Genomic DNA, 20,722 nt, shown 5'->3' on the forward strand with positions numbered 1-20,722 from the left:
CGGGACGATCACGTAGGTCGGCTTCGAGCGGACGGCGTCGGCTACCGACCGTGGGGGCCGTGCCTGCGTGCGGCGTGGTGGTTCGGTGGGTCGGCTGAGCAAGCCCCGACACTGTCGCCACCGCCCTGAACTCGAACATCAGGGAATTCACCCGAGGCCACCCACACCGGACGGACGTAGCCTGGAACACGTGAGCACACTCCCACCGCAGCCCATGCCGTTCGGGGACCAGCCGGCGGACAAGGCGAAGGCCACCGATGTGGCGAAGCGCATCCTGCCGCCCAACCCCAAGGCGGCGGCGATCGTCGCGGTGGGGTTCACGCTCGTGCTCTACCTGGTGGAGCTCCTGGACGTGATCCTGCCCGCGGACCTCGACCACGGGGGCATCGTGTCGAGGCAGGCGTCCGGCCTGGACGGGATCCTGTGGGCGCCGCTGCTGCACGCCGGGTGGGGGCACCTGTTCTCGAACACCGTGCCGGTGCTCGTGCTGTCGTTCCTGGCGATGGCGGCGGGGATCGGGCGCTGGGCGGTGGTCACGGCGATCATCTGGATCGTGTCGGGCCTGGGGGTCTGGCTGGTCGGGCCGTCGAACACCTACACGGTGGGGGCGTCCGGGCTGGCGTTCGGGTGGCTGGCGTTCCTGCTGGTCCGCGGCATCTTCAACCGGGCGTTCGGGCAGATCGTGGTGGCGGTCGTGCTGCTCGGTGTGTGGAGCGGGATGCTGTGGGGCCTGCTGCCGGGCAACCCCGGCATCTCCTGGCAGGGCCACCTCTTCGGCGCGCTCGCCGGTGTCCTCGCGGCCTGGCTGACGGCGCGGGGCGACCGTCCCAAGAAGAAGGCGGCCGGTAGCCTCGAGGTGTGAGCACCCCGACCGCCGACGCGCCCATCGGGGTTTTCGATTCCGGCGTCGGCGGTCTCACCGTCGCCCGGTCGATCCTCGAGCTGCTGCCCGCCGAGCAGCTGCGTTACGTCGGCGACACCGCGCGCAACCCCTACGGCCCCCTCCCCATCGCGACGGCCCGTCAGTACGCGCTCGAAGCCCTCGACGACCTCGTCGAAGGCGGCGTGAAAGCCCTGGTCATCGCGTGCAACACGGCCTCGGCCGCCTGCCTGCGCGACGCCCGTGAGCGCTACGACGTCCCCGTCATCGAGGTCGTCCTGCCTGCCGCTCGCCGAGCCGCGTCGGTCACGCACAGCGGCCGGGTGGGCGTGATCGGGACCGAGGGGACCGTTCGCTCCCGCGCGTACGACGACGCCTTCGCCGCGGCGCCCGACGTGCGGCTCACGAGCGTCGCGTGCCACCGGTTCGTCGACTTCGTGGAGCGCGGCATCACGTCCGGGCGCCAGATCCTGGGGCTCGCGCAGGGCTATCTGCAGCCGCTGCTCGAAGCCGAGGTCGACACGCTCGTGCTCGGCTGCACGCACTACCCGCTGCTTTCCGGCGTGCTGCAGATCGTGATGGGCCAGGACGTCACGCTCGTCTCCAGCGCGGACGAGACGGCCAAAGACCTCTACCGCGTGCTCACCGAGCTCGACCTGCTGGCCGAGCGCGAGGCGCCGCCGCGGCACGAGTTCCTGGCCACGGGCTCGCCGGAGCCGTTCACGCGCCTGGCCGCGCGGTTCATGGGGTTCGCGCCGGGTGTCCTCGCTCCCACGAGCGCGTAAGTCTCACTGAACGCCCTTAGGGTGATGGGGTGCGACTGACGATCCTCGGGTGCTCGGGCAGCGTCCCCGGGCCGAACACCGCCGCGTCCGGGTACTTGCTGGAGGCGGAGGGGTTCCGGCTGGGCCTCGAGCTCGGCAACGGCGCGTTCGCGCAGCTCCAGACGGTGTGCGACCCGTTCGACCTCGACGCGCTCGTGTTGTCGCACTTGCATTCGGACCACTGCGCCGACGTCAACTCGCTCACGGTGCTGCGCCGCTACCACCCGGCGCCGCCGTACCCGGCTCGCCCGCGGCAGCTGCCCCTGTACGCACCGGCGGACGCGCCGACGCGGCTGGCCAACGCGTACGCCGCCGACGCCGATGAGCGGGCCGCCGTGGACCTGTCCGACGTCTATGCCTTCCACACGCTGCGTGAGGAAACGGTGCGGATCGGGCCGTTCGACGTGACGGCGGCCGTGGTGCAGCACCCGACGCCGGCGTTCGGCCTGCGGATCTCCTACGGCGGTGCTTTCCTCGCCTACACCGGCGACACCGGCCCGTGCACCGCGCTGGGCGAGCTGGCGGACGGCGTCGACGTGCTGCTGTCGGAGGCCTCGTGGACGGACGCGGCCGACCGGCCCGACGGCGTGCACCTGTCCGGAAAACAGGCCGGTGAGCTGGCGAAGGACGCCGGCGTCGGGCGGCTGCTGCTCACGCACATCGCGCCGTGGACCGACAGCCGCGCGGTGCTGGCGGAGGCCGCGGCGGTGTTCCCGGACAGCGAGCTCGTGAGCCAGGGCGCCGTCTACGAGATCTGAGCGGCGGACTGTCGGGGGCCTGCCTTATTGTGCACCCCGTGACGAGGAAAGATGGCAGGAACGACGACCAGCTCCGCGACATCAAGATCACCCGCGGGTTCCAGAAGTGGCCTGCCGGTTCGGTGCTCATCGAGTTCGGCAACACGCGCGTGCTGTGCGCGGCCAGCGTCACCGAGGGTGTGCCGCGCTGGCGGGCGGGCTCCGGGCTCGGCTGGGTCACGGCGGAGTACGCGATGCTCCCGTCGGCCACCAACACCCGCGGCGACCGCGAAGCCGTGAAGGGCCGCATCGGCGGCCGCACCCACGAGATCTCCCGGCTGATCGGCCGGTCGCTGCGCGCGTGCATCGACCTCGCGGCGCTGGGCGAGAACACGATCGTGATCGACTGCGACGTGATCCAGGCCGACGGCGGCACCCGCACCGCGGCGGTCACCGGCGGCTACGTTGCCTTGCGCGACGCCATCACGTGGCTCGGCGCGGCCAACCGGCTCAACGACCCCCAGCCGCTGTCGTCCTCGGTCGCGGCGGTGAGCGTCGGCGTGGTCGACGGGCGCGTGCGCCTGGACCTGCCGTACGAGGAGGACTCGCGCGCGGAGGTCGACATGAACGTGGTCGCCACTGACGCCGGTACGCTCATCGAGGTGCAGGGCACGGGCGAGGGCGCCACCTTCGCGCGGTCCACTTTGGACACGATGCTCGACCTGGCGCTCGCCGGCTGCGCCACGCTCACGCAGCTGCAGAACGAGGCCCTGGCGCTGCCGTACCCGGGTGAGCTGCCGCAGCCGCGCCCGGACAAGAAGAAGGGCGCCAAGTGACGAAGCTGCTGCTGGCCACGCGCAACCAGAAGAAGCTCGGCGAGCTGCGGCGCATCCTCGAGGCCGAGGGCATCGCCGGCATCGAGGTGCTGGGCCTCGCCGACGTCGACGAGTTCCCCGAAGCGCCGGAAACCGCGCCGGACTTCGAAGGCAACGCCGTCGCCAAGGCCCGCGACGCAGTGGCCGCCACGGGTTTGCCCGCCGTCGCCGACGACTCCGGCCTGGCGGTCGACGCGCTGAACGGCATGCCCGGCATCCTGTCCGCCCGCTGGTCCGGCCGCCACGGCGACGACGACGCCAACCTCGACCTGGTGCTCGCCCAGCTCACCGACACCCCCGACGACCGCCGCGGTGCGGCCTTCGTCTGCGCCGCCGCCCTCGTCCTCCCGTCCGGCGAGGAAACCATCGTCCGCGGCGAATGGCGCGGCACCCTGCTCCGCGCCCGCCGCGGCACCCACGGCTTCGGCTACGACCCCATCTTCGTCCCCGACGGCGAGACGCGGTCGTCGGCGGAGCTGGAACCGTCCGAAAAGGACGCGGCTTCCCACCGGGGCCGCGCCTTGCGCGCTCTTCTCCCGGCCCTGCGCGACCTCGCCAAGGCCTGACGCGGCCCGGCCCAAACCACCCCAATGTGGCGTTCGGTGCGTTGAGCGCAACCAACGCCGCATTGGGGCGGGCGCGGCGCGCTACTTGTCGCTCGGGCCCATCACCTGAACTTCGCACCCCTGCTCGATCTTGTCCGAGTTCGGCGGCTGGTTGTTGCTCGTGTAGTGCCACGGGGACTCGTCGCCGTCCGGATCTTCGGCGACGTGCATGCCTTGGGACGTCATGCATTCGACCCAGCGGTGCAGGTTGTCCTTGTACGCCGGGTTCGCCGGGTCCTCGCCCCACGGCAGCAGGGGCAGCTTGGACCGGCACGCGTTGCCGGCGGCCTGGTGGTCCTTGGACCACTGTTCGGCGCCCGCGATGCTGTGGGGCTGCTGGTCGACGTCGGCGTCGTGGTCCTTCATGCAGGTGCGCCACGGTTCGATGAGCCCCTGGGAGTCTTCCGGCGATTCGTCGACGCGGTGGCGGGGGCGGCCGCCGTCGGCGTCCGTCGAAGGGGGCGCCGAGGACGACGCGGAAACCGAAGGCGTGCCCAGCGAATCGACCGAGGGACCGGGGTCAGCGGGCGACGAACACGCCGCGAGAACCAGCACCAGCCCCGCGAGCCAGACCACTTTGGACATTCGAAGCTCCCTCATGTCGTTGCCAGCGCCTGCGTCGGGGTGAGCCGCGACGCGCGGATCGACGGGTGGATCCCCGCCAGCGCGCCCACCACCAGCGCGCCTGCCACGCCGCCGGCCACGGACAGCGGCGGGATGACCGGCGGCCACCCTTGGTAAGTCGTGTAAAGCAGGGTCACGACGATCCCCAGCACCGTCCCCGCCAGGCCGCCGAGGCCGGACAGCGCCACCGCCTCCGTGAGGAACTGCCCGCGGATCTGTCCCCGCGTCGCCCCCAACGCGCGCCGCAGGCCGATCTCGCGGCGGCGTTCCAGCACCGAGATGAACATCGTGTTGGCCACGCCGACACCACCGACCAGCAGTGCGACACCCGCCAGCCCGAGGAACAGCGCGGAGAACGTCGTCTGGCTCGCCTGCTTGGCCGCCAGCGCATCCGACGGCCGGCTCACCGAAACCAGCCCCGGCAGCTGCGGATACAGCGTCGCGGGCAGCACCGCGCGGACGTCGGCGATCGCGTCCTCGCGGGCCTTGACGTAGATCACCGTCGGGTGGCCGTCGAAGCCGAGGAACTGCTTCGCCGAACCCCAGCCCACGAGCACCGCGCGCTCGATGTCCGGCGCGAGCGGCATCGGCGCCAGCACGCCCGTCACGGTGTACCACTGCTTGCCGATCATCACGATCGGCGCGGGCCGTCCGGGCGTCACCGCGGGAATGCCGAGCCTCGAAGCCGCGACGTACCCGAGCACGACCGCGGGCAGGTTCTGCGTTGCCGCGTCGAGGAACTTGCCGCTCTGCACGGTGCCGTTGAGCGCGGACAGCAGGTCCGGGCTGCTGGCCAGCACAGCGAGACCAGAGCCGTCGAGCGGGTCGGTCAGATCGGAGCGCCGCACGGTCTGGTGCGTGTTCGCGACGGCCGCCGCCGTGGTGACCGGGCCGATCCGCGCGACGCTGCCGACGGACGACTCCGGCAGCAGCACCGGTGGCGTCTGGTTCGGCTGCGGTTCGGCGCGCAGCATGTTCGTGCCCAGCGCCGTCAGCTTGTCCAGCAGCGCGGCCTGGCTCGACGCCGGAATGCCGGTGACCACGATCATCGTGGCGATGCCGAGCGAAATCCCGAGCGCCGACAGGGCCGCGCGCAGCCGCCGGGTGCTGATGCCGAGCAGACCGAGACGCAGGACGTCGCGCAGGCCCAGGCGCACCGGGCGCGTGTCGAGTGCGGTGCTCACGCGGCCCTCACCACGAGATCCTGCACGATCCGGCCGTCTCGGAACTCGATGCGCCGCGGCAGGCTCGCCGCGATGTCGCGGTCGTGCGTGATGATCGCGATGGTCGTTCCTTCGGCGTTGAGGCCGTGGAGCAGCTCCAGCACGGCGCGGCCGTTGGCGGTGTCGAGCGCGCCCGTCGGCTCGTCGGCGAGCACGAGCGCGGGGTCGTTCACCACGGCCCGCGCGATGGCGACCCGCTGGCGCTCACCACCCGAGAGCTCGTGCGGCCGGTGGTCCACGCGGTGCGCCAGGCCCACCCGGCCCAGTGCTTCCAAGGCCAGCGGACGACGTTGCTTGCGCGGCACCCCGGCGTACAGCAGACCCGTGGCCACGTTCTCCGCCGCGCTGAGGCCGTCGGTGAGGTGGAACTGCTGGAACACGAACCCGAGCCACCGCCCGCGAAGCGCGGACAGCCGCCGGTCGCTCAGCTGCGTCGCGTCCTGGCCGCCGAGCTCGACGGTGCCGGAAGTCGGCAGGTCGAGCGTGCCGACGATGTTCAGCAGCGTCGACTTGCCCGAACCGGACGGTCCCACGATCGCCAGCAGCTCACCCTCGGCGACGGCCAGGGACACGTCGTCGAGCGCCTTCACGCCCCCGGGGTAGTGCTTGCTCACCTCGCGTAGGGCCAGCACCGGCATCACGAGGTCGTCACCACCCGCACGCCCTCGGTGATGCCCGGGCCGCTGATCTCCACCTGGTCGCGGGCGAACATGCCCGTCTTCACCGGCACGAGCTTCCCGCCCTGTAACTGCACGGCGTAGCCGCCTTCGCGCAACGCGACCAGCGCGCCGAGCGGCACGGCCAGCACCCCGGCGTGGGTCTCCGTGGCCACCTTGACCTGCACCGACGCCGAATCGAGATCGCCGACGTCGGAGGCGTTCACGGGCTCCACGGTCACGTTGATCTTCGGCGGCCCCTGCGCCGGACCGCCGCCCGAGGTGTCGCCGCCGGTCACGGCGGTGCTCACCGAGGTGACCTTCGCCGGGACCTCCTTGCCGTCCGGGCGCACCATCGTCACGGCCATGCCGGTCTTGACCGAGCCGACCTCCGCCGCGTCCACGGGTGCGACCACGACCTTCGCCGTCGGTGTCGTGGTGAGCAGCGGGCCCGCGGCGGGATCGCCGAGCTGGGCCGTCACGCTGTTCACGCGCGCCGCGCCGGGCAGCACCACGACCTGGCCGACGTCGAGCGTGCCCGTGTCCGGCAGACCGGCCTTCTTCTCCCACCTCTTCAACGCGTCGGCGAACGTGAACTTCGCCTTCTGCGGATCCTTCGCGCGAGTGCCGACGGAGTAGCCGAGGCGGGCGAGGTTGTCGGCCACCGTGGCGACGTCCGGGCCGGTCAGGTCGGGGTTGTCGAGCTTGCGGAACAGCGGGGTGTCGCCGAAGAACACCGGCACTGCCACGCCGTTCACGGAGTACAGCGGCTTCCCGCGCTGGGCCACGGTGCCCACGTCCGGCAGCTGCGTGACCACGCCGGCGCCCGCGCCCTTGAGCGGCTCGGGCGTGCCGAAACCGAGGGTGCCGGTGAACGTCCGCGTGTTCGACAGGTCGGTCTTGGCCACGGCCACGGTGGTCACGGCGGGCGGGGGTGCCGCGGCTTCCGCCGTGCCGCGGCCGTGGTCGATGGCCACGTACGCGCCGATGCCGAGCAGCACCACAACGGCGACCGAGGCTGAGACGGCGATCGCGCGCCGCCGGGACTTACCGGCCACTGACGGCCTCCATCATCGCTTCTCCGCTTTCGCTCACCCGGCGCGTCCGAAGTGGACTGAGCCGGCGGGTCCGGAGGCCACTATCGCGGCGAATTGTCAGGAAGCCGTCAGGAAGCGGTGCTGATCCGGTGTTCCCGCGGCGCTGGGTCGCCCGCTGCGGCGGAGATCCTTATGCTCGCAGCATGTGCGCAGACATCGTGCTCGCGGAGGACGACCCGAAGCAAGCGGAGCTCGTCCGCCGCTACCTCGAGCGGGAACTCCACTCGGTGGTGGTCGTGCCCGACGGCCGCGAGACGCTCGACCTCGTCCGCCGCCGTCCGCCGGACCTGCTCGTGCTCGACGTCATGTTGCCCGGCATGGACGGGCTCGAGGTGTGCCGGCTCCTGCGCGCCGAGTCCGACGTGCCCGTGCTGATGCTGACCGCAAGGTCCACAGAGGACGATTTGCTGCATGGTCTGGACCTTGGGGCCGACGACTACATCACCAAACCGTACAGCCCGCGCGAGCTGATGGCCCGGGTGCGGACTTTGTTGCGCCGTACGAAAAGTGCGGTGCCTTCGGGCGGCCCGCTGCGCGTCGGCGCGCTGACGGTGGACGTCGGACGGCACGAGGTGGCGGTGTCGGGGCAACTGATCGAGACCACGCCGGGCGAGTTCCGGCTGCTCGAAGTGATGGCCGCGCACCCGGACCAGGTGTTCACGCGCGGGCAGCTGCTGGAGCACCTGCACGGCTTCGACCGCTACATCACCCAGCGCGCGATCGACGTCCACGTGATGAACCTGCGCAAGAAGATCGAGGCGGCGCCGCGCAAGCCCAAGCGGCTGCTGACCGTTTACGGCGTCGGCTACAAGCTCACGGCTGGGCCGCTCGATGCGGCGTAGCCTGCTGGTCCGGCTGATCGCGGTGTCGGCGCTGGTCGCGGTGTGCGCGATCGCCGCCACGGCGTGGCTCGCCGCACGCACCACGACGGGCGCGATCCGCCAGGAGCAGGGCCAGGTCTTCGCCGACGACGGCACCATCTACCAGGGCCTGCTCGGCTACGCGGCCGCGCACCCGAACTGGGACGGTGTCGGCAAGGTCGTGACCACCTACGCGGAGGGCACCGGCCGACGCGTGGTGCTGGCGACGCCCAAGGGCAAGGTGATCGCGAGCTCCGACGCCGATCCGGGCCGGTTGCCGCCGCAGCCGTCGGTGGTGATCGACCCGTTGTCGGTCGACCCGGGGCTGGGTGTGCAGTCCACACCGGACCGGATCGATCCGGCGGCGGTGGGCCCGTATGCGTTGCCGCAGGACGAAAAGGCGAAACTTTCGGGAATCGCGCAGCGGGTGCTGCGGTGTGTGCAGGAGCGGGGGAGCCTCGGCAGCATCGAGTTCTCGTCCGGCGGTCACCCGCGTGTGGTGGCCCAGGACCCGTTCGCGCTGTCGCGGTGCAACGGCGCGACCCTGGAACAGCCGACCGACACCGAGCAGGCGGCGCTCGACAAGCTGTCGGATCTCGTGAACGCCTGCCTCGGGCGCAGTGACAAGAGCGCGCCGGCGGCGCAGCTGTCGCTGTCGTGGACGTTCGTCGGGCCTGAGACCGGCGCGACCGACACCACCACGCAGAACTGCGTGACCTCGGCGCGTCGCGAGCAGCTGACGCCCTACGTCGCGCCGGCCGCGTGGCTCTACATCACGGAGAACGGCAGCGACCAGCCGCCGAGCGGCTTCACGCTGTCGTCGGACAACCAGGTGCGCCTGGCCGAGGTGGCCGGCGCGATCCTGGTGCTCACGGTCGTGGCCACCGGGCTGGCGTCGATCCGCCTCATCCGGCCGCTGCACGCGCTCACGGGCGCGGCGCAGCGCATGGAGGCGGGCGAGGCCGGCGCGCGTGTGAAGGTGAAGGGCAAGGACGAGATCGCGCGGCTGACGCGGGCGTTCAACGACATGTCCGAGGCGCGCGAGAAGCTGGAGACCGCGCGCAAGGCCATGGTCAGCGACATCGCGCACGAGCTGCGCACGCCGCTGTCCAACATCCGCGGCTGGCTGGAGGCCACGCAGGACGGCGTGAGCCGGCTCGACGACGAGCTCGTCGCGTCGCTGCTCGAAGAGGCGCTGCACCTGCAGCACATCGTCGACGACCTGCAGGACCTCGCCCTCGCCGACGCCGGTGCACTGCGTGTGCACCCCGAGCCCATCGACGCCAATTCCCTGCTCACCCAGCTCGCCGCGGCCCACACCGCCCGCGCCGACGCGGCGGGCGTCCGGCTGGTCGTGCAGCCGATGGCCGACCCGGCCGTCACGGCGGACCCCGTGCGCCTGCGGCAGGCCATCGACAACTTCGTGTCCAACGCCGTCCGCCACACCCCCCGCGGCGGCTCCGTCACGGTCCGCGCCACGCGCGTCGATTCCGACGTCGTGTTCTCCGTGGCCGACACCGGCGTCGGCATCGCCGCCGACGACCTGCCCCACGTCTTCGACCGCTTCTGGCGCGCCGACAAGGCCCGCACCCGCGGCGCGAGCGGCGGGAGCGGCCTGGGTCTGGCCATCGTCCGCAACTTGGCGGCCGCCCACGGCGGGACGGTCTCGGTGCAGAGCACGCTGGGTGCGGGGTCGACGTTCACGCTGCGTTTCCCCGCTGCCGGCCCGCCCGAGTGAGCGACTCACCTCACCCGCGCGGCGGGTGTGTGCGGCGTCAGGCGGGGATGCCGAGGTCGCGGATGAGCTTCGCGACGTGACCGGTCGCGCGGACGTTGTAGAAGGCGTTCGCGATCTTGCCTTCCGCGTCGACGATGAAGGTGGAGCGGATGACGCCCTGGTAGACGCGGCCGTAGTTCTTCTTCTCGCCGAAGGCGCCCCACGCGGTGAGGACGTGTTTGTCCTCGTCGGAGAGCAGGGGGAAGGTCAGCTGCTCGTTCTCGACGAACTTTGCGAGCTTCGCGGGCTTGTCCGGGGAGATGCCGAGGACCTGGTAGCCGGCGTCGTTGAGCTGGGCGAGGCTGTCGCGGAAGTCGCAGGCCTGCTTGGTGCAGCCGGGGGTGCCGGCGTTCGGGTAGAAGTAGACGACGACGGCCTGGCCGCGGAAGTCGCTGAGGGAGACGCTCTTGCCCGTGCTGTCGGGCAGGGTGAAGTCGGGGGCGGCGTCGCCGGGGGAGAGTCGCTGCTCGGTCATGCACGCAGCGTACTGTGCCGATCGTTACCAATCCGACCACAGTCACGGCCGAATGGCTTCGTAGCAACGGTTACGTGCCGCGTGGGGGTCGGCCTACTTTTGGCCGGATTGGTAATTCAGACGGCCCCGCAGTACGTGGCCACGGCGGGCTCGCTCGCGCTGGGTCGCAGCTGCACCGTGAGCTGCGTGGTGCGGTCGGGTACGGCGAACGCGAGTGTCAGCTGCGCGGAGCGGCCCTGCTGCAGGTCTTTGCCCGCGTCGGTGATGCCGCCGAGGCCCTGGGTGGCGTCGACGACCTGTTTGGTCGGGCGTCCCTCGATCATCGCGACCACGGTGAAACCCGACAGGCGGTAGGAATCCGCACCGTTGTTGGTGATCTCGATGCCGAACGACGCCGCGCGCGGGCTGCGCGGGTATGCCGCCGGGCTGGGCTGGAACGACTGCGGGGCGGAAACCGAGATCGTGAGGCCGCTGGCGAACCGGTGTTCCGCGCCGAACTGCAGGTCACGCGACGTCTGCGCGGCTGCGGCCTTCGCAGGGGCACCGCCACCGCCTAGCGCCGCCGTGCCTTCCTGCGCGTCGACCCCGCAGGCCGCCACCGCCATCAGCAAACAGGCGGAAAGCAGCAGCTTGGGGGTGCGCGCGGGCGCCATCTCGGTTTACTCCAGTCGGGGCGGGGTCTCGGGCCGTTCGGCGTAGTGACCGAAGTCGACCCGCTCCACTGTCCCTGCACATGCACGTGCGCGCGCACGAAGACGCGGACCTGGTGTACAGCCGTGGCCGATCCGTGACCGAAAGGGCACTGCGGGTGACAGTCGTCACCGATGTGCCACTTAAACGGCGAAGGCGAACAAGAGGATGAAGATCGCCACGCCCGCACCCCACGCGACCATCAGCCACCCGAAGTCACGCACCGGGTCGACCGCGCGGCTCTCCTCGCCCGGGATGTACACGCCGCGGTTTTCGAACCAGTCCGTCCACTTGCGCAGCAGGCGCAGCGGATTGAGTGACGGCACGACTCACCTCCCGGATCGGCTTCGCTCCTGTCAGCCTACGGGGGACTCGTCCACCCGGTGAAGGAGCGTTCGAGCGTGCGGAAAAGCGTGATTCTGCTGGCTCTCGGCCGCCGCCCCGGCCGACGCCGCTGCGCCACCACCGGGCACGGCACCGCTCGACCACTCGGTGTGGGTGTGCCTGCCGGGGATGGCCGCGAACCCGTGCAACCAGAACCTGGCGGGTGACCCGCAGATCGCGACGCCCGGCGGCCGCTTCACGGCCGGCTACCCCGCGTCGCCTGGCCGGGTGACGTTCGACACCACTCGGGTGGAGTCGGGCGCGAGTGTGGTGGAACCGTTCGAGCCGCCGGCGGCCCCTCCGGTGGACTGTTTCTCCGTCTACCCGACCGTCGACCTGCTCTCGAATCCGGCGCTCCAGATCGGCTCCCTGCCACCCGGTCCGGACGACGCCGCGGCCGCCGCGACCTACGCCCAGGTCGGTCCGCTGCTCAGCCGCTGCCGGATGTTCGTGCCCGCGTACCGGCAGGCGCCGCTGGCCGCGCACCTCGTCGGCGTGCTCACCGGCACGGCGCCCGACTACGCGTTGGGCCTCGAAGACGTCGAACAGGCGTGGGACACCTACTGGCGCGAGTACAACGTCGACCCGGTCACGCACCGTCGCCGCGGGGTGGTCGTGATCGGCCACTCGCAGGGCGCCGCCGACGCCGCCTCGCTCCTGCGCGACCGCGTGGACGGCCACCCGGACGCGCAGCCCTCCTTGGTGAGCGCGCTGCTGCTCGGCGGCAACGTCCAGGTCCCCACCGACCGCCCGGCCGGCGGCGGCTCCGATCCGGACGCGGCTTTCCAGTACCTGCCGGTGTGCTCGCGCGCGTCGGCTGCCGTGCCGGTGCCGGTCGGCTGCGTGGCCGGTTACTCGTCGTACAAGCAACCGGCCGGAACGGTCCCCCCGCCCGGCTCCGCCTTCGGCCTCTCCTCGACGCCCGGCCACCGCATCCTCTGTACCAACCCGGCCGCTCTGATGGCCGGCACCGCCCCCGACGCGACCACTCCGCTCGACACCCGGCTCCCCACCCGGACTTTGGTGCAGGGCAACACTCTTCTCCCCAACGGCCACCTCACCGCCGTCCTCCTCGGCACCTCACTGCCGGTGTTCCCCACCGGCTTCGCCCGCTACCCCGGCGAGTTCAGCGGCGCCTGCGCGTTCCGCGACGTTCCGGCGGCACCGCCTCCTGGCTCCAGCTGACCGGCGGCGACACCTTGGTGGGCCCCCCGAGCAGCGTCGGCCTCGGCCTCCACGTCGACGACTTCTCCCTGACACTGGGCGACTTGACGGCTTTGGTCGACGCGCAAACGGCACAGTGGGAGGCCGGTGCGCGGTGAGACGTCGCTGGGCCACGGCCGGGTTCGGTTCCGGTGGGGGCTGATCCCGGTCCGGCTGGGCGCTTCCGAGCTTGCCGCTCCGCAGAGTTCCGGCAGGTGCGCGCGGTTCGGCCAGGGCTGGAGTTGGTTGGCGTCTCGGGTTGGGCCGCGGTCCGGAGTTCCGCAGGATCCCGCGGCTGGACGGAGCGGGCTGGGTGATGGACCGGTGCCGGTCTGTCGAAGCCCTGCGGTGGGAGTTTCGCGCAATGGGGAGCTGGGCTCTGTCGTGCCGGGACGGTGAGGGGTTCTGGCTGGATCGTGGGGTGGGGTGGCCTGGGGTGGGGCGGAGCATGGCTTGCTGTCGGTGTGCTGGGGCGGTGAGGGGTTCTGGCTGGATCGTGGGGTGGGGTGGCCTGGGGTGGGGCGGAGCATGGCTTGCTACCGGCGTGCCGGGGCTGCGAAGGGATTCTCGCCGCCCGATGACGAGGCGCGGTGGCCGGGACGCGACCGCAGCATGGCTCCTTGCCGGAGCGCCCTGACCTGGCTTGGGTTGGAGCCCGGGCGGCGGGCGCCGGGTCCTCGCGGTGCTTGGGTTCCGAGCCCGCCGTTCAGCTAGGCGAAGTCGGCCAGGCGGGCGGCGATGCGGGGCAGGTCGAGGTGGCCCTGGACGACGTCGTGGACGAACGGTTCGGCGGCGTCCTCGTCGAGGGGCGTGCGGAGGGGTTTGTCGTTGAGGCCGAGGAAGAACCAGGTGGCGGTCCAGGCGAGGCGTTTGTTGCCGTCGATGAGGGGGTGGCCGCGGCCGAGTGACTCCATGAGGGCGGCTGCCTTCTCCCACACGCCGGGGTAGGCGTCCTCGCCGAAGACCGACGTGCGCGGGCGCGCCACGGCGGCCGCGAGGATGCCCGTGTCGCGCACCGCGAGCTCACCGCGCACCACCCGGCGCGCGACGACCATCAGGTCGTGGATCGTCAGGTACTCGGTCATCGCGCCAGCCGCTCGTTGAGGCCGGCGCTCGCTTCCAGCACCTGGTCGAGCACCGTCGCGCGCTGCTGGGCGCGCGAAGTCACGGCGGCCATCAGCGTCTCCCGCACGTACTCCTGCAGGCTCCGCCCCTCGGCGGCCGCCTGCCGTCCGATCTCGCGCACCTCGCCGTCGCTGAACTCGACCGGCAATACCTGACCCATGCCTCGAACCTTAAGGCCTCACCCCACCTGGCGAACCCCGGTTTTCCCGGCCCCGACCGGACATCGCTCAGTGGGGCGCCGGCGGATACGGCCCGTCTACCGCGACCCCGGCCCGGCCGACCCGGCCCGCTCGACCGCAGAGCCTCGGCGCGCCGGAACCCGGCATCTACTGTCTTTGCGGTACCGAGCCGGCCCTCTTCGGACCGGACGGAAGCGGACCTTTGGCCCCCGTGCCCAGGTGGCACCCCGCCTTGTCTCCGCTGCGCGGCGGCGGATTCTTGCGGCGGTTGTTCCGGCGGCTAGGACCCATTCGGCGAGCCGGAACCTTGCGTCGGCTGGCCGGCGTCAGTCGAACCCGGCCATGGCTGTCCAGGCACCGGGCCCTGCCCCGGCGGAACGTAGCCCTGCCACGCCGGTCCGGGCTGGCCCTGCGCCGTGACGGCACCGGACCACGCCTGGCCGGGTGGAACCGAACCCGGCGCCGCCGGCTCGGGCGGCTTTGCGCCGCCCTGCCAGGATTGGCCGGTCTCGCCGGCGCCTGGCCATTGCTGTCCCGGAGCGGAGCCTGGCATCGCGGCTCCGGGGATCTGTCCCGGCACCGCGCCGCTCGGCCAGGCTTGCCCGGCTCCGCTGGCACCCGGCCACTGCGGGCCAGGAAGCGGTCCGGCCACCGGTTGCCCGGGCGTCCCTTGCCAGTGCTGCCCGGGAACCGGCCCGGGCATCGCTTGCCCAGGAATCCCCTGCCACTGCTGCCCCGCGACCGGCCCGGCCCACGTCTGCCCGGGAATCCCTTGCCACTGGCCAGGACCCGCCCCCGGCATCCCGGCGCCCGGGTAACCGGCCGGAGCACCGCCGTACCCCGGGGGCCAACCCGGCGCGCCGGCGAACCGCGGCATAGCCGCCGGCAAAGCCATCGCCACCGCGGGCACGAACAGCAGCACCGCGATCGCCGCGGCCAGCCCGGCCGGCAGGAACACGTCCTCGAAAGCACTCGACCGCCGAATCCCCAAGATTCGCATTGACCCGGGCACCGCGAGAATCACCTGCACAACAGCGCCCAGCATCAACACCCGCGCGACTCGTGGCCGCCGCGTGGCCAGCAGCACCGCGCCCACGAGCACGCCGAGGCCGAGTAAAGCGATGACCAGGTGGAAGTACGGCCCGGGGTCCAGATTGAAATGCCGGCCCAGCTCCGCGACCTCATTCCACAACAGCAGCACTTCGCACACCCCGGCAACACCGGCCAGCACGAAAGCCAGCACGCGCCCCTGCGGCGTCGGTGACTGAACCACGCCTGATCCCCCTCCGTCATCAACCGGACACGCACAGCATAGAGATCGCCCCGACAATCCGGCGTGGCCGCAGTCGGGAGGCTCTCGTCGGACGCCCGGAAAACGTCCCTGCGCTGGGCGAGAACCGGACGGAAGGGCGCCGACGCAGATCGACCTTGTCGACGCCTGGGCGCGCAGACCCGGGCGGCGGCGCGAGTCTGTGCGAGGCGCACCTCCGGGGCCTTTGAAGTGGTGGGGGCTTCTCGGCCGTCAACCGGCGGCCCTGCCACAGCAGATTGCCGGCACGACGAGGCCGGCACGAACCAGTGTGGGGCTCCGGCCCAGTCGTTGCCGGCGAGGAGGACCGTCGTCGTGGAGGTGCCGGTGTCGCGCGCAGGCGAGGCCGGGCCACACAAACAGTCCGAAAAGGACCGACCGGGGTCACCACAAGGCGGCCGCGCTGAGTGCCACCATCCTGGCCGGCTGCCTCACACCGGAGTCGGCCGAGTCACGCGCTTGCTTTCCTCCAGTAGCAGGTCCAGCAGCGGGTTCGAGTCCTCCCGCAACCAGATCAGCGCCAGCCCCAACGGCGCCGCGTCCTCCAGCGGCAGCCACACCAGCCGCGGGTACGGGAAGTACGTGGCTGTCGACGCGGGTGCGATCCACGACCCGCGCCCCGCCGCCACGTGGTGCAGGCACTCCGCCGGCGTCCGGCCCTGCGGCCCGTAGACCGCGCGGGTGCCGTCCGGCCGAGGGTCGATGAACCAGAACTTCACCACCGCCTCGGGCATCCCGTCGCGCGGTCCGACGATCGGTTCGAAGACCAGGTCGGACACCTTCAGCGACGTCCGCGTGGCGAGGTGGTGCCCGGGCGGCAGCGCGACCCAGCGTGGCTCGTCGAGCAGCCAGTGCGTGACGAACCGGCGGTCGTCGCCGATGGGGAGCCACAGGAACGCGGCGTCGGCGGTGACCGCGACCAGGGCATCGAGCTCGTCGGGCAGGGTGTGGACGGCGAGGGCGTCGACCTGAACGTCGGGCGCGACGCGGCGCAGTGACGACTCGACGTCGGGCAGGAAGTGCGCGGTGCTCTGCGCCTTGAACGCGATCCGCAGCCGCCCGGACAGGCCCGAGCCGACGAGCTGCGCCTCCGAGACCATCGCCGAGCAAGCGGTGAGCAGTTCGCGACCGTGTTTCAGGAACGCCTGCCCGCCGCGGTGAGCTCGACGCCGGAGGACCGGCGCCGGACCAGCGGCGTGCCGGCCACGCGCTCGAGCTGCCGGATTTGCCCGCTGACCGCCTGCTGGGTCATCGAAAGGCCTGGGCAGGGCCATCGTGCTGCGGCTGGCGGAGCAGGGCGCCGACGTGGTCATCAACTACTCCCGCGACGCGTCCGCCGCCGAAGAGGTGAAAAAGGCGGCCGAAGCGTACGGTGTGAAGGCGCTGGTGCACGCGGCCGATGTGTCTCAGGTGAACGGCATCGTCGACCTCTACGACGCCGCCGTGGCCGAGTTCGGCAAGATCGACATCGTCGTGGCCAACGCGGGCATGGAAAAGGTCAACATCCCCCCTCACCGACGTCACCGACGTCACCGACGTCACCGAAGAGGATTTCGACCTCCTCTTCCGGGTGAACACCAAGGGCCCGTACTTCGTACTGCGCGAGGCCGCCCGCCGCATCGCCGACCGTGGCCGCATCATCACCATCTCCTCGAACACCACCACGGTTCCGCAGCTGGGTGTCGGCCTCTACGGCACCAGCAAGGTCGCCACCGGATATCTGGTGAAGGTGCTCGCGATGGAGCTCGGCCCGCGCCGCGTCACCGTGAACACCGTCGTGCCCGGTCCGATCGACGGCGCCGGAATTTTCACCGACCCGGCCAACGACGAATACCAACGCAGTTTGATCGAAATGGTCCCGATCGGGCGATTGGGCACCACAGAAGACGTCGCGGGTGTGACGGCATTTCTCGCCGGAGACGAAGCCGCGTTGATCACCGGACAGCAGCTCGTCTGCGACGGCGGAATGCACTGACCACCGAAAGGAATTGTGGGAAAATGACAGGGACAATGCGCGCGGCTCAGGTTCAGCAAGCGGGTGGGCCCGTTCGTGCAGGTCGAACTGCCGATCCCCGAGCCGAAGCCCAACCAGGTGCGGGTCAAGGTGCAACGTGCGGTGTGTGCGGCGGTGAGATCATCCCCCGAATGGGACTGTTCGGCACCAAGTTGCCGCGCGTGCCCGGGCACGAGATCGCGGGTGTCGTCGACGCGGTCGGCGACGCCGTGACCCTGTGGAAGGTCGGCGACAAGGTCGGGGTCGGCTGGTCCGGCGGTGTCGACTTCACGTGTGAATACTGCCGCCGCGGTGACTTCGTCAACTGTGACAGCCGCACGATCACGGGCACGTCCTTCGACGGCGGTTACGCCGAGTACATGGTCGCCCCCGAGGACGCGGTCGCCCGTATCCCCGAAGGCCTGACGTTCGCCGAGGCCTCGCCCCTCATGTGTGCCGGCATCACTGCCTTCAACGCGTTGCGCCACGCCAAAGCCGGCCCCGGCGATCTCGTCGCCGTGCAGGGCGTGGGCGGCGTCGGCCACCTCGCCGTCCAGTTCGCCAACAAGATGGGCTTCCGCACCGTCGCGATCAACCGCGGCCGCGCCAAGGAAGAGCTGGCCCGCCAGCTCGGCGCGGACGAGTACATCGACAGCAACGAAGGCAGCGTCGGCGAGTCCCTGAAGAAGATGGGCGGCGCCTCGGCGATCCTCGGCACGGTCGACCGCGCCGAGATGCAGTCGGAGCTGATCAACGGCATCCGCCCCAACGGCCAGGTGATCGTGCTCGAAGGCCAGAATGTACAGCGGCGTGGCCCGCGACAGCGAGGACACGCTGAACTTCGCCGTCCTGCGCGGCATCCGGCCGGTGTACGAGACGTTCCCGCTGGAGAAGGCCGAGGAGGCCTACCAGCACATGCCGAAGGCCAACATCCGCGTGGTGCTTCAGATCGCGGACTGACGCCTTGGTCCGAAAGCGCGCCCACCTTCCCCGGGGTGGGCGCGTTTTCTCACGTCAGGCCAGCCGCAGCGAGACGCCGTCGAGCAGTGAGCGCAGGCCGAGCTCGAACAGCTCGTCGAGATCCAGGTCGTAACCGTCCTCCTCCAGCGTCGTCAGCATCCGCGTGAAGACCGGGTGGCGGCCGCTGGCCATGATCGCCGTGTGGCCCGGCGCCTGGGTGGCCAGCCACTCGTCCTCGGTCAGCCCCGACGTGCCGGCGGCGTGCCGCTCGCGTTCGAGGTGGATGGCGACGCCCTGGATGTAGCTGAAGAAAAGCACGTGCAGGTCGCACAGCTGCTTGGCGGACAGGCCGAAGCCGTCGAGCGCCGAGAGCGCCTCCTCCGCGTGCGTGGCCAGGTTGGCCAGCGGCAACGGGCGCGTGATCGGCGACAGCTGCGCGAGCCACGGGTGCCGCCGGTACAGCGACCACAGGGTGCGACCGGTGAGTTCGAGTCGCGTCCGCCAGTCGCCCGACGGCCGCGCGGGGTAGCCGCGTTCGCCGAAGGCCGCGTCGGCCATGAGCAGCACCAGCTCGTCGCGGCCGGCGACGTAGCGGTACGGCGCCATCGCCGCGACGCCCAGCCGCGCCGCCACTCCCCGCATGGACAACGCGGCGATGCCCTCTTCGTCGGCGATCGTGATGGCCGTCCGCACGATCCGTTCGCGCGAGAGGCCCGGCGGCCGCGGGCGCGGCTTCGGCTCGGGTTTCCGGCCCGCGACGACGGTGCCGGACCGCGGTTCGGCCCGCACCAGCCCTTCCTGGCCGAGCGCGGCGAGCGCCTTGGCCGCGGTGGCCGTCGCGACGCCCCACTCGACGGCGATCCGGCGCGTCGAGGGCACCTTCGCCCCCGGCACGAGCTCTCCGTCGGCGATCCGGCGGCGCAGCTCCGCGGCGATCTCCAGGTAGCGCTGCTCGGCCATCCCCGGCTCCGATCTGTACCAGTACAGCTGACCATCTGTACTAGGTCAGTTTTGGCATGGTTGCCTGGCCGAAGCCAGTGTGTGGTCCGTAAGGATACGACGAACACCTGGAGGAAACCATGCGTAACGTCCTCGTCTCCGGCGCCGGCATCGGCGGCCCGACGCTGGCCTACTGGCTCCACCGGGCCGGGTTCTCCGTGACCGTGGTCGAGCGCTCGCCCGGCCTGCGGGAGGGCGGTCAGGCAGTCGATGTGCGCGGGGTGGCGCTCGACGTGATCGGCCGGATGGGGCTCGGCGAGCAGGTGCGCGCGGTGCGGACGCGGATGCGTGGAATGTCCGTGGTGGACGGTTCCGGCGCCGAGCTGTTCCGCTCGCAGGAGCACACCTACAGCAGCGGCCGCCTGGACAGCCCCGACGTGGAACTGGTCCGCGACGACCTGGTTTCCCTGCTGTACAAGGCAACCGAGCCTGACGTCGAGTACGTCTTCGACGATTCGATCACCGCGCTGCAGCAGGACGAACACGGTGTGCGCGTGGAGTTCGAGCGTGGCGGCCTCCGCACGTTCGACCTCGTCGTCGGCGCCGACGGCCTGCACTCCGCCGTGCGCCGGCTGGCGTTCGGCCCGGAGGAGCGGTTCGCCCAGCACCTCGGGCAGTACCTGGCGATCTTCCCGGCGCCCAACCTGCTCGGACTGGACAACTGGCAGGTCTGGTTCCGCGACGGCGAAACCGGCGGCGCCGTCTACCCGGTGCGCGACAATACCGAGCTGCGGGTCACGCTGGGGTTCGGGTCGCCGCCGCTGTCGTACGACTACCGCGATGTCGTGGCGCAGAAGGAAATCGTGGCGAAGCAGCTGGCCGGCGCGGGCTGGGAGGTACCGCGGCTGCTGTCCGAAATGGCCGGTGCGCCCCACTTCTACTTCGACGCCATGCAGCAGATCCATCTCGACTCCTGGAGCGCCGGCCGCGTGACGCTGCTCGGGGACGCGGGCTACTGCGCGTCGCCGCTCTCGGGTCAGGGCACCAGCCTCGCTCTCGTCGGCGCGTACGTGCTCGCCGACGAACTCGCTCGCCACGACGACCACACCACCGCGTTCTCCGCCTACGAAACGCGGCTGCGCCCGTTCGTCGCCGCCAACCAGACGCTCGCGACGGAAAACTCCGGCGGTCCGGCGGCCGAGGAGTCGGTGGACCGCGCGAAGAATGCGATCAGCCTCACGTAACGCCGACGAGCCCGGCAGAGCTTGGTCCGGCGTTCAGCCGCGCCACGGCGATGCGTCAGGTTG

24 protein-coding genes and 1 pseudogene are annotated in these 20,722 nt (G+C 71.3%); 12 read left to right on the forward strand and 13 right to left on the reverse strand.

Going from position 1 to position 20,722, the window contains the following annotated elements; translation table 11 throughout:
* Window positions 1-190 precede the first annotated feature (190 nt).
* From QRX50_RS16960 to rdgB, 5 genes are read left to right on the forward strand one after another with little or no spacing between them, the layout of a single operon-like run.
* Window positions 191-862, forward strand: a complete 672-nt coding sequence (locus QRX50_RS16960; protein WP_434533279.1) for a rhomboid family intramembrane serine protease — start codon at window positions 191-193, stop codon at window positions 860-862.
* Window positions 859-1,665 carry a glutamate racemase gene (murI, locus tag QRX50_RS16965; RefSeq protein WP_285972901.1) on the forward strand — a complete coding sequence of 269 codons (807 nt, stop codon included), beginning with the start codon at window positions 859-861 and terminating at the stop codon, window positions 1,663-1,665. Before QRX50_RS16960 ends, murI begins: the two co-directional genes overlap by 4 nt.
* 29 nt (window positions 1,666-1,694) lie before the next feature.
* Window positions 1,695-2,462, forward strand: coding sequence for an MBL fold metallo-hydrolase (locus QRX50_RS16970; RefSeq protein WP_285972902.1), 768 nt, complete (start codon window positions 1,695-1,697; stop codon window positions 2,460-2,462).
* A gap of 38 nt (window positions 2,463-2,500) precedes the next feature.
* Entirely contained in the window at window positions 2,501-3,277 is a 777-nt protein-coding gene (gene rph, locus QRX50_RS16975; protein WP_285972903.1) for a ribonuclease PH, read from the forward strand.
* Window positions 3,274-3,882: an RdgB/HAM1 family non-canonical purine NTP pyrophosphatase gene (gene rdgB, locus QRX50_RS16980; RefSeq protein WP_285972904.1), complete on the forward strand. Its 609-nt coding sequence runs from the start codon at window positions 3,274-3,276 to the stop codon at window positions 3,880-3,882. The genes rph and rdgB overlap by 4 nt, the downstream gene beginning before the upstream one ends.
* Window positions 3,883-3,963: 81 nt before the next feature.
* On the opposite strand, the gene QRX50_RS16985 is transcribed toward rdgB, so the two are convergent.
* The 4 genes from QRX50_RS16985 to QRX50_RS17000 are packed head-to-tail and all read right to left on the reverse strand — an operon-like array spanning window position 3,964 to window position 7,482.
* The gene (locus QRX50_RS16985; RefSeq protein ID WP_285972905.1) at window positions 3,964-4,506 is read right to left on the reverse strand and encodes a hypothetical protein; all 543 of its coding nucleotides are present in this window, start codon (window positions 4,504-4,506) and stop codon (window positions 3,964-3,966) included.
* A gap of 11 nt (window positions 4,507-4,517) precedes the next feature.
* Window positions 4,518-5,729 carry an ABC transporter permease gene (locus tag QRX50_RS16990; protein WP_285972906.1) on the reverse strand — a complete coding sequence of 404 codons (1,212 nt, stop codon included), beginning with the start codon at window positions 5,727-5,729 and terminating at the stop codon, window positions 4,518-4,520.
* Window positions 5,726-6,409: an ABC transporter ATP-binding protein gene (locus tag QRX50_RS16995; RefSeq protein ID WP_285972907.1), complete on the reverse strand. Its 684-nt coding sequence runs from the start codon at window positions 6,407-6,409 to the stop codon at window positions 5,726-5,728. Before QRX50_RS16995 ends, QRX50_RS16990 begins: the two co-directional genes overlap by 4 nt.
* Window positions 6,406-7,482, reverse strand: a complete 1,077-nt coding sequence (locus QRX50_RS17000) for an efflux RND transporter periplasmic adaptor subunit (RefSeq protein WP_285972908.1) — start codon at window positions 7,480-7,482, stop codon at window positions 6,406-6,408. Before QRX50_RS17000 ends, QRX50_RS16995 begins: the two co-directional genes overlap by 4 nt.
* Window positions 7,483-7,664: 182 nt before the next feature.
* Here QRX50_RS17000 and QRX50_RS17005 point away from each other — a divergent pair, with 182 nt between their 5' ends.
* Both QRX50_RS17005 and QRX50_RS17010 read left to right on the forward strand, forming a co-directional pair.
* Window positions 7,665-8,363: a response regulator transcription factor gene (locus QRX50_RS17005; RefSeq protein ID WP_285972909.1), complete on the forward strand. Its 699-nt coding sequence runs from the start codon at window positions 7,665-7,667 to the stop codon at window positions 8,361-8,363.
* Complete coding sequence (locus tag QRX50_RS17010; protein WP_285972910.1) at window positions 8,353-10,119, forward strand: sensor histidine kinase; 1,767 nt, start codon at window positions 8,353-8,355, stop codon at window positions 10,117-10,119. Before QRX50_RS17005 ends, QRX50_RS17010 begins: the two co-directional genes overlap by 11 nt.
* A gap of 37 nt (window positions 10,120-10,156) precedes the next feature.
* On the opposite strand, the gene bcp is transcribed toward QRX50_RS17010, so the two are convergent.
* The 3 genes from bcp to QRX50_RS17025 form a co-directional block, all read right to left on the reverse strand.
* Complete coding sequence (gene bcp / locus QRX50_RS17015; RefSeq protein WP_285972911.1) at window positions 10,157-10,633, reverse strand: thioredoxin-dependent thiol peroxidase; 477 nt, start codon at window positions 10,631-10,633, stop codon at window positions 10,157-10,159.
* A gap of 116 nt (window positions 10,634-10,749) precedes the next feature.
* On the reverse strand, window positions 10,750-11,286 hold the full coding sequence (locus QRX50_RS17020) for a hypothetical protein (RefSeq protein ID WP_285972912.1): 537 nt from the start codon (window positions 11,284-11,286) through the stop codon (window positions 10,750-10,752).
* A 180-nt stretch (window positions 11,287-11,466) separates the two neighbouring features.
* Entirely contained in the window at window positions 11,467-11,649 is a 183-nt protein-coding gene (locus QRX50_RS17025; RefSeq protein ID WP_285972913.1) for a hypothetical protein, read from the reverse strand.
* Between the two features lie 187 nt (window positions 11,650-11,836).
* On the opposite strand from QRX50_RS17025, the gene QRX50_RS17030 reads away from it, so the two are divergent.
* Window positions 11,837-12,892, forward strand: coding sequence for a DUF3089 domain-containing protein (locus QRX50_RS17030; RefSeq protein WP_285972914.1), 1,056 nt, complete (start codon window positions 11,837-11,839; stop codon window positions 12,890-12,892).
* A gap of 728 nt (window positions 12,893-13,620) precedes the next feature.
* Here the strand turns inward: QRX50_RS17030 and QRX50_RS17035 are convergent.
* The 5 genes from QRX50_RS17035 to QRX50_RS17055 form a co-directional block, all read right to left on the reverse strand.
* A complete protein-coding gene (locus QRX50_RS17035) occupies window positions 13,621-13,995 on the reverse strand; it encodes a type II toxin-antitoxin system death-on-curing family toxin (RefSeq protein ID WP_285972915.1) in 375 nt (124 codons plus the stop codon).
* Window positions 13,992-14,195, reverse strand: coding sequence for a hypothetical protein (locus tag QRX50_RS17040; protein ID WP_285972916.1), 204 nt, complete (start codon window positions 14,193-14,195; stop codon window positions 13,992-13,994). Before QRX50_RS17040 ends, QRX50_RS17035 begins: the two co-directional genes overlap by 4 nt.
* 299 nt (window positions 14,196-14,494) lie before the next feature.
* Window positions 14,495-15,487 (reverse strand): hypothetical protein, encoded by a 993-nt coding sequence (locus QRX50_RS17045; RefSeq protein ID WP_285972917.1) that lies wholly within the window; start codon window positions 15,485-15,487, stop codon window positions 14,495-14,497.
* Window positions 15,488-15,954: 467 nt separating this feature from the next.
* A complete protein-coding gene (locus QRX50_RS17050; RefSeq protein WP_285972918.1) occupies window positions 15,955-16,623 on the reverse strand; it encodes a LysR substrate-binding domain-containing protein in 669 nt (222 codons plus the stop codon).
* A 35-nt stretch (window positions 16,624-16,658) separates the two neighbouring features.
* Complete coding sequence (locus tag QRX50_RS17055; protein ID WP_285972919.1) at window positions 16,659-16,775, reverse strand: LysR family transcriptional regulator; 117 nt, start codon at window positions 16,773-16,775, stop codon at window positions 16,659-16,661.
* Window positions 16,776-16,828: 53 nt separating this feature from the next.
* Here QRX50_RS17055 and QRX50_RS49520 point away from each other — a divergent pair.
* From QRX50_RS49520 to QRX50_RS17070, 3 genes and pseudogenes are all read left to right on the forward strand, one after another.
* Window positions 16,829-16,960 (forward strand): annotated as a pseudogene (locus tag QRX50_RS49520) (hypothetical protein); the annotation flags it as partial.
* A gap of 133 nt (window positions 16,961-17,093) precedes the next feature.
* Window positions 17,094-17,498 (forward strand): SDR family NAD(P)-dependent oxidoreductase, encoded by a 405-nt coding sequence (locus QRX50_RS17065; protein WP_285972921.1) that lies wholly within the window; start codon window positions 17,094-17,096, stop codon window positions 17,496-17,498.
* Between the two features lie 170 nt (window positions 17,499-17,668).
* Window positions 17,669-18,643, forward strand: a complete 975-nt coding sequence (locus tag QRX50_RS17070; protein ID WP_285972922.1) for an alcohol dehydrogenase catalytic domain-containing protein — start codon at window positions 17,669-17,671, stop codon at window positions 18,641-18,643.
* On the opposite strand, the gene QRX50_RS17075 is transcribed toward QRX50_RS17070, so the two are convergent.
* Complete coding sequence (locus tag QRX50_RS17075) at window positions 18,531-19,436, reverse strand: TetR/AcrR family transcriptional regulator C-terminal domain-containing protein (protein WP_285972923.1); 906 nt, start codon at window positions 19,434-19,436, stop codon at window positions 18,531-18,533. The two genes, QRX50_RS17070 and QRX50_RS17075, sit on opposite strands and share 113 nt — an antisense overlap.
* A 119-nt stretch (window positions 19,437-19,555) precedes the next feature.
* Between QRX50_RS17075 and QRX50_RS17080 the strand changes: the two genes are divergently transcribed.
* Window positions 19,556-20,659, forward strand: coding sequence for an FAD-dependent monooxygenase (locus QRX50_RS17080; protein WP_285972924.1), 1,104 nt, complete (start codon window positions 19,556-19,558; stop codon window positions 20,657-20,659).
* Window positions 20,660-20,722: the final 63 nt, after the last annotated feature.

Origin of the sequence: Amycolatopsis sp. 2-15 (genome assembly GCF_030285625.1) — a bacterium.
Taxonomy (GTDB): Bacteria; Actinomycetota; Actinomycetes; order Mycobacteriales; family Pseudonocardiaceae; genus Amycolatopsis; species Amycolatopsis carbonis.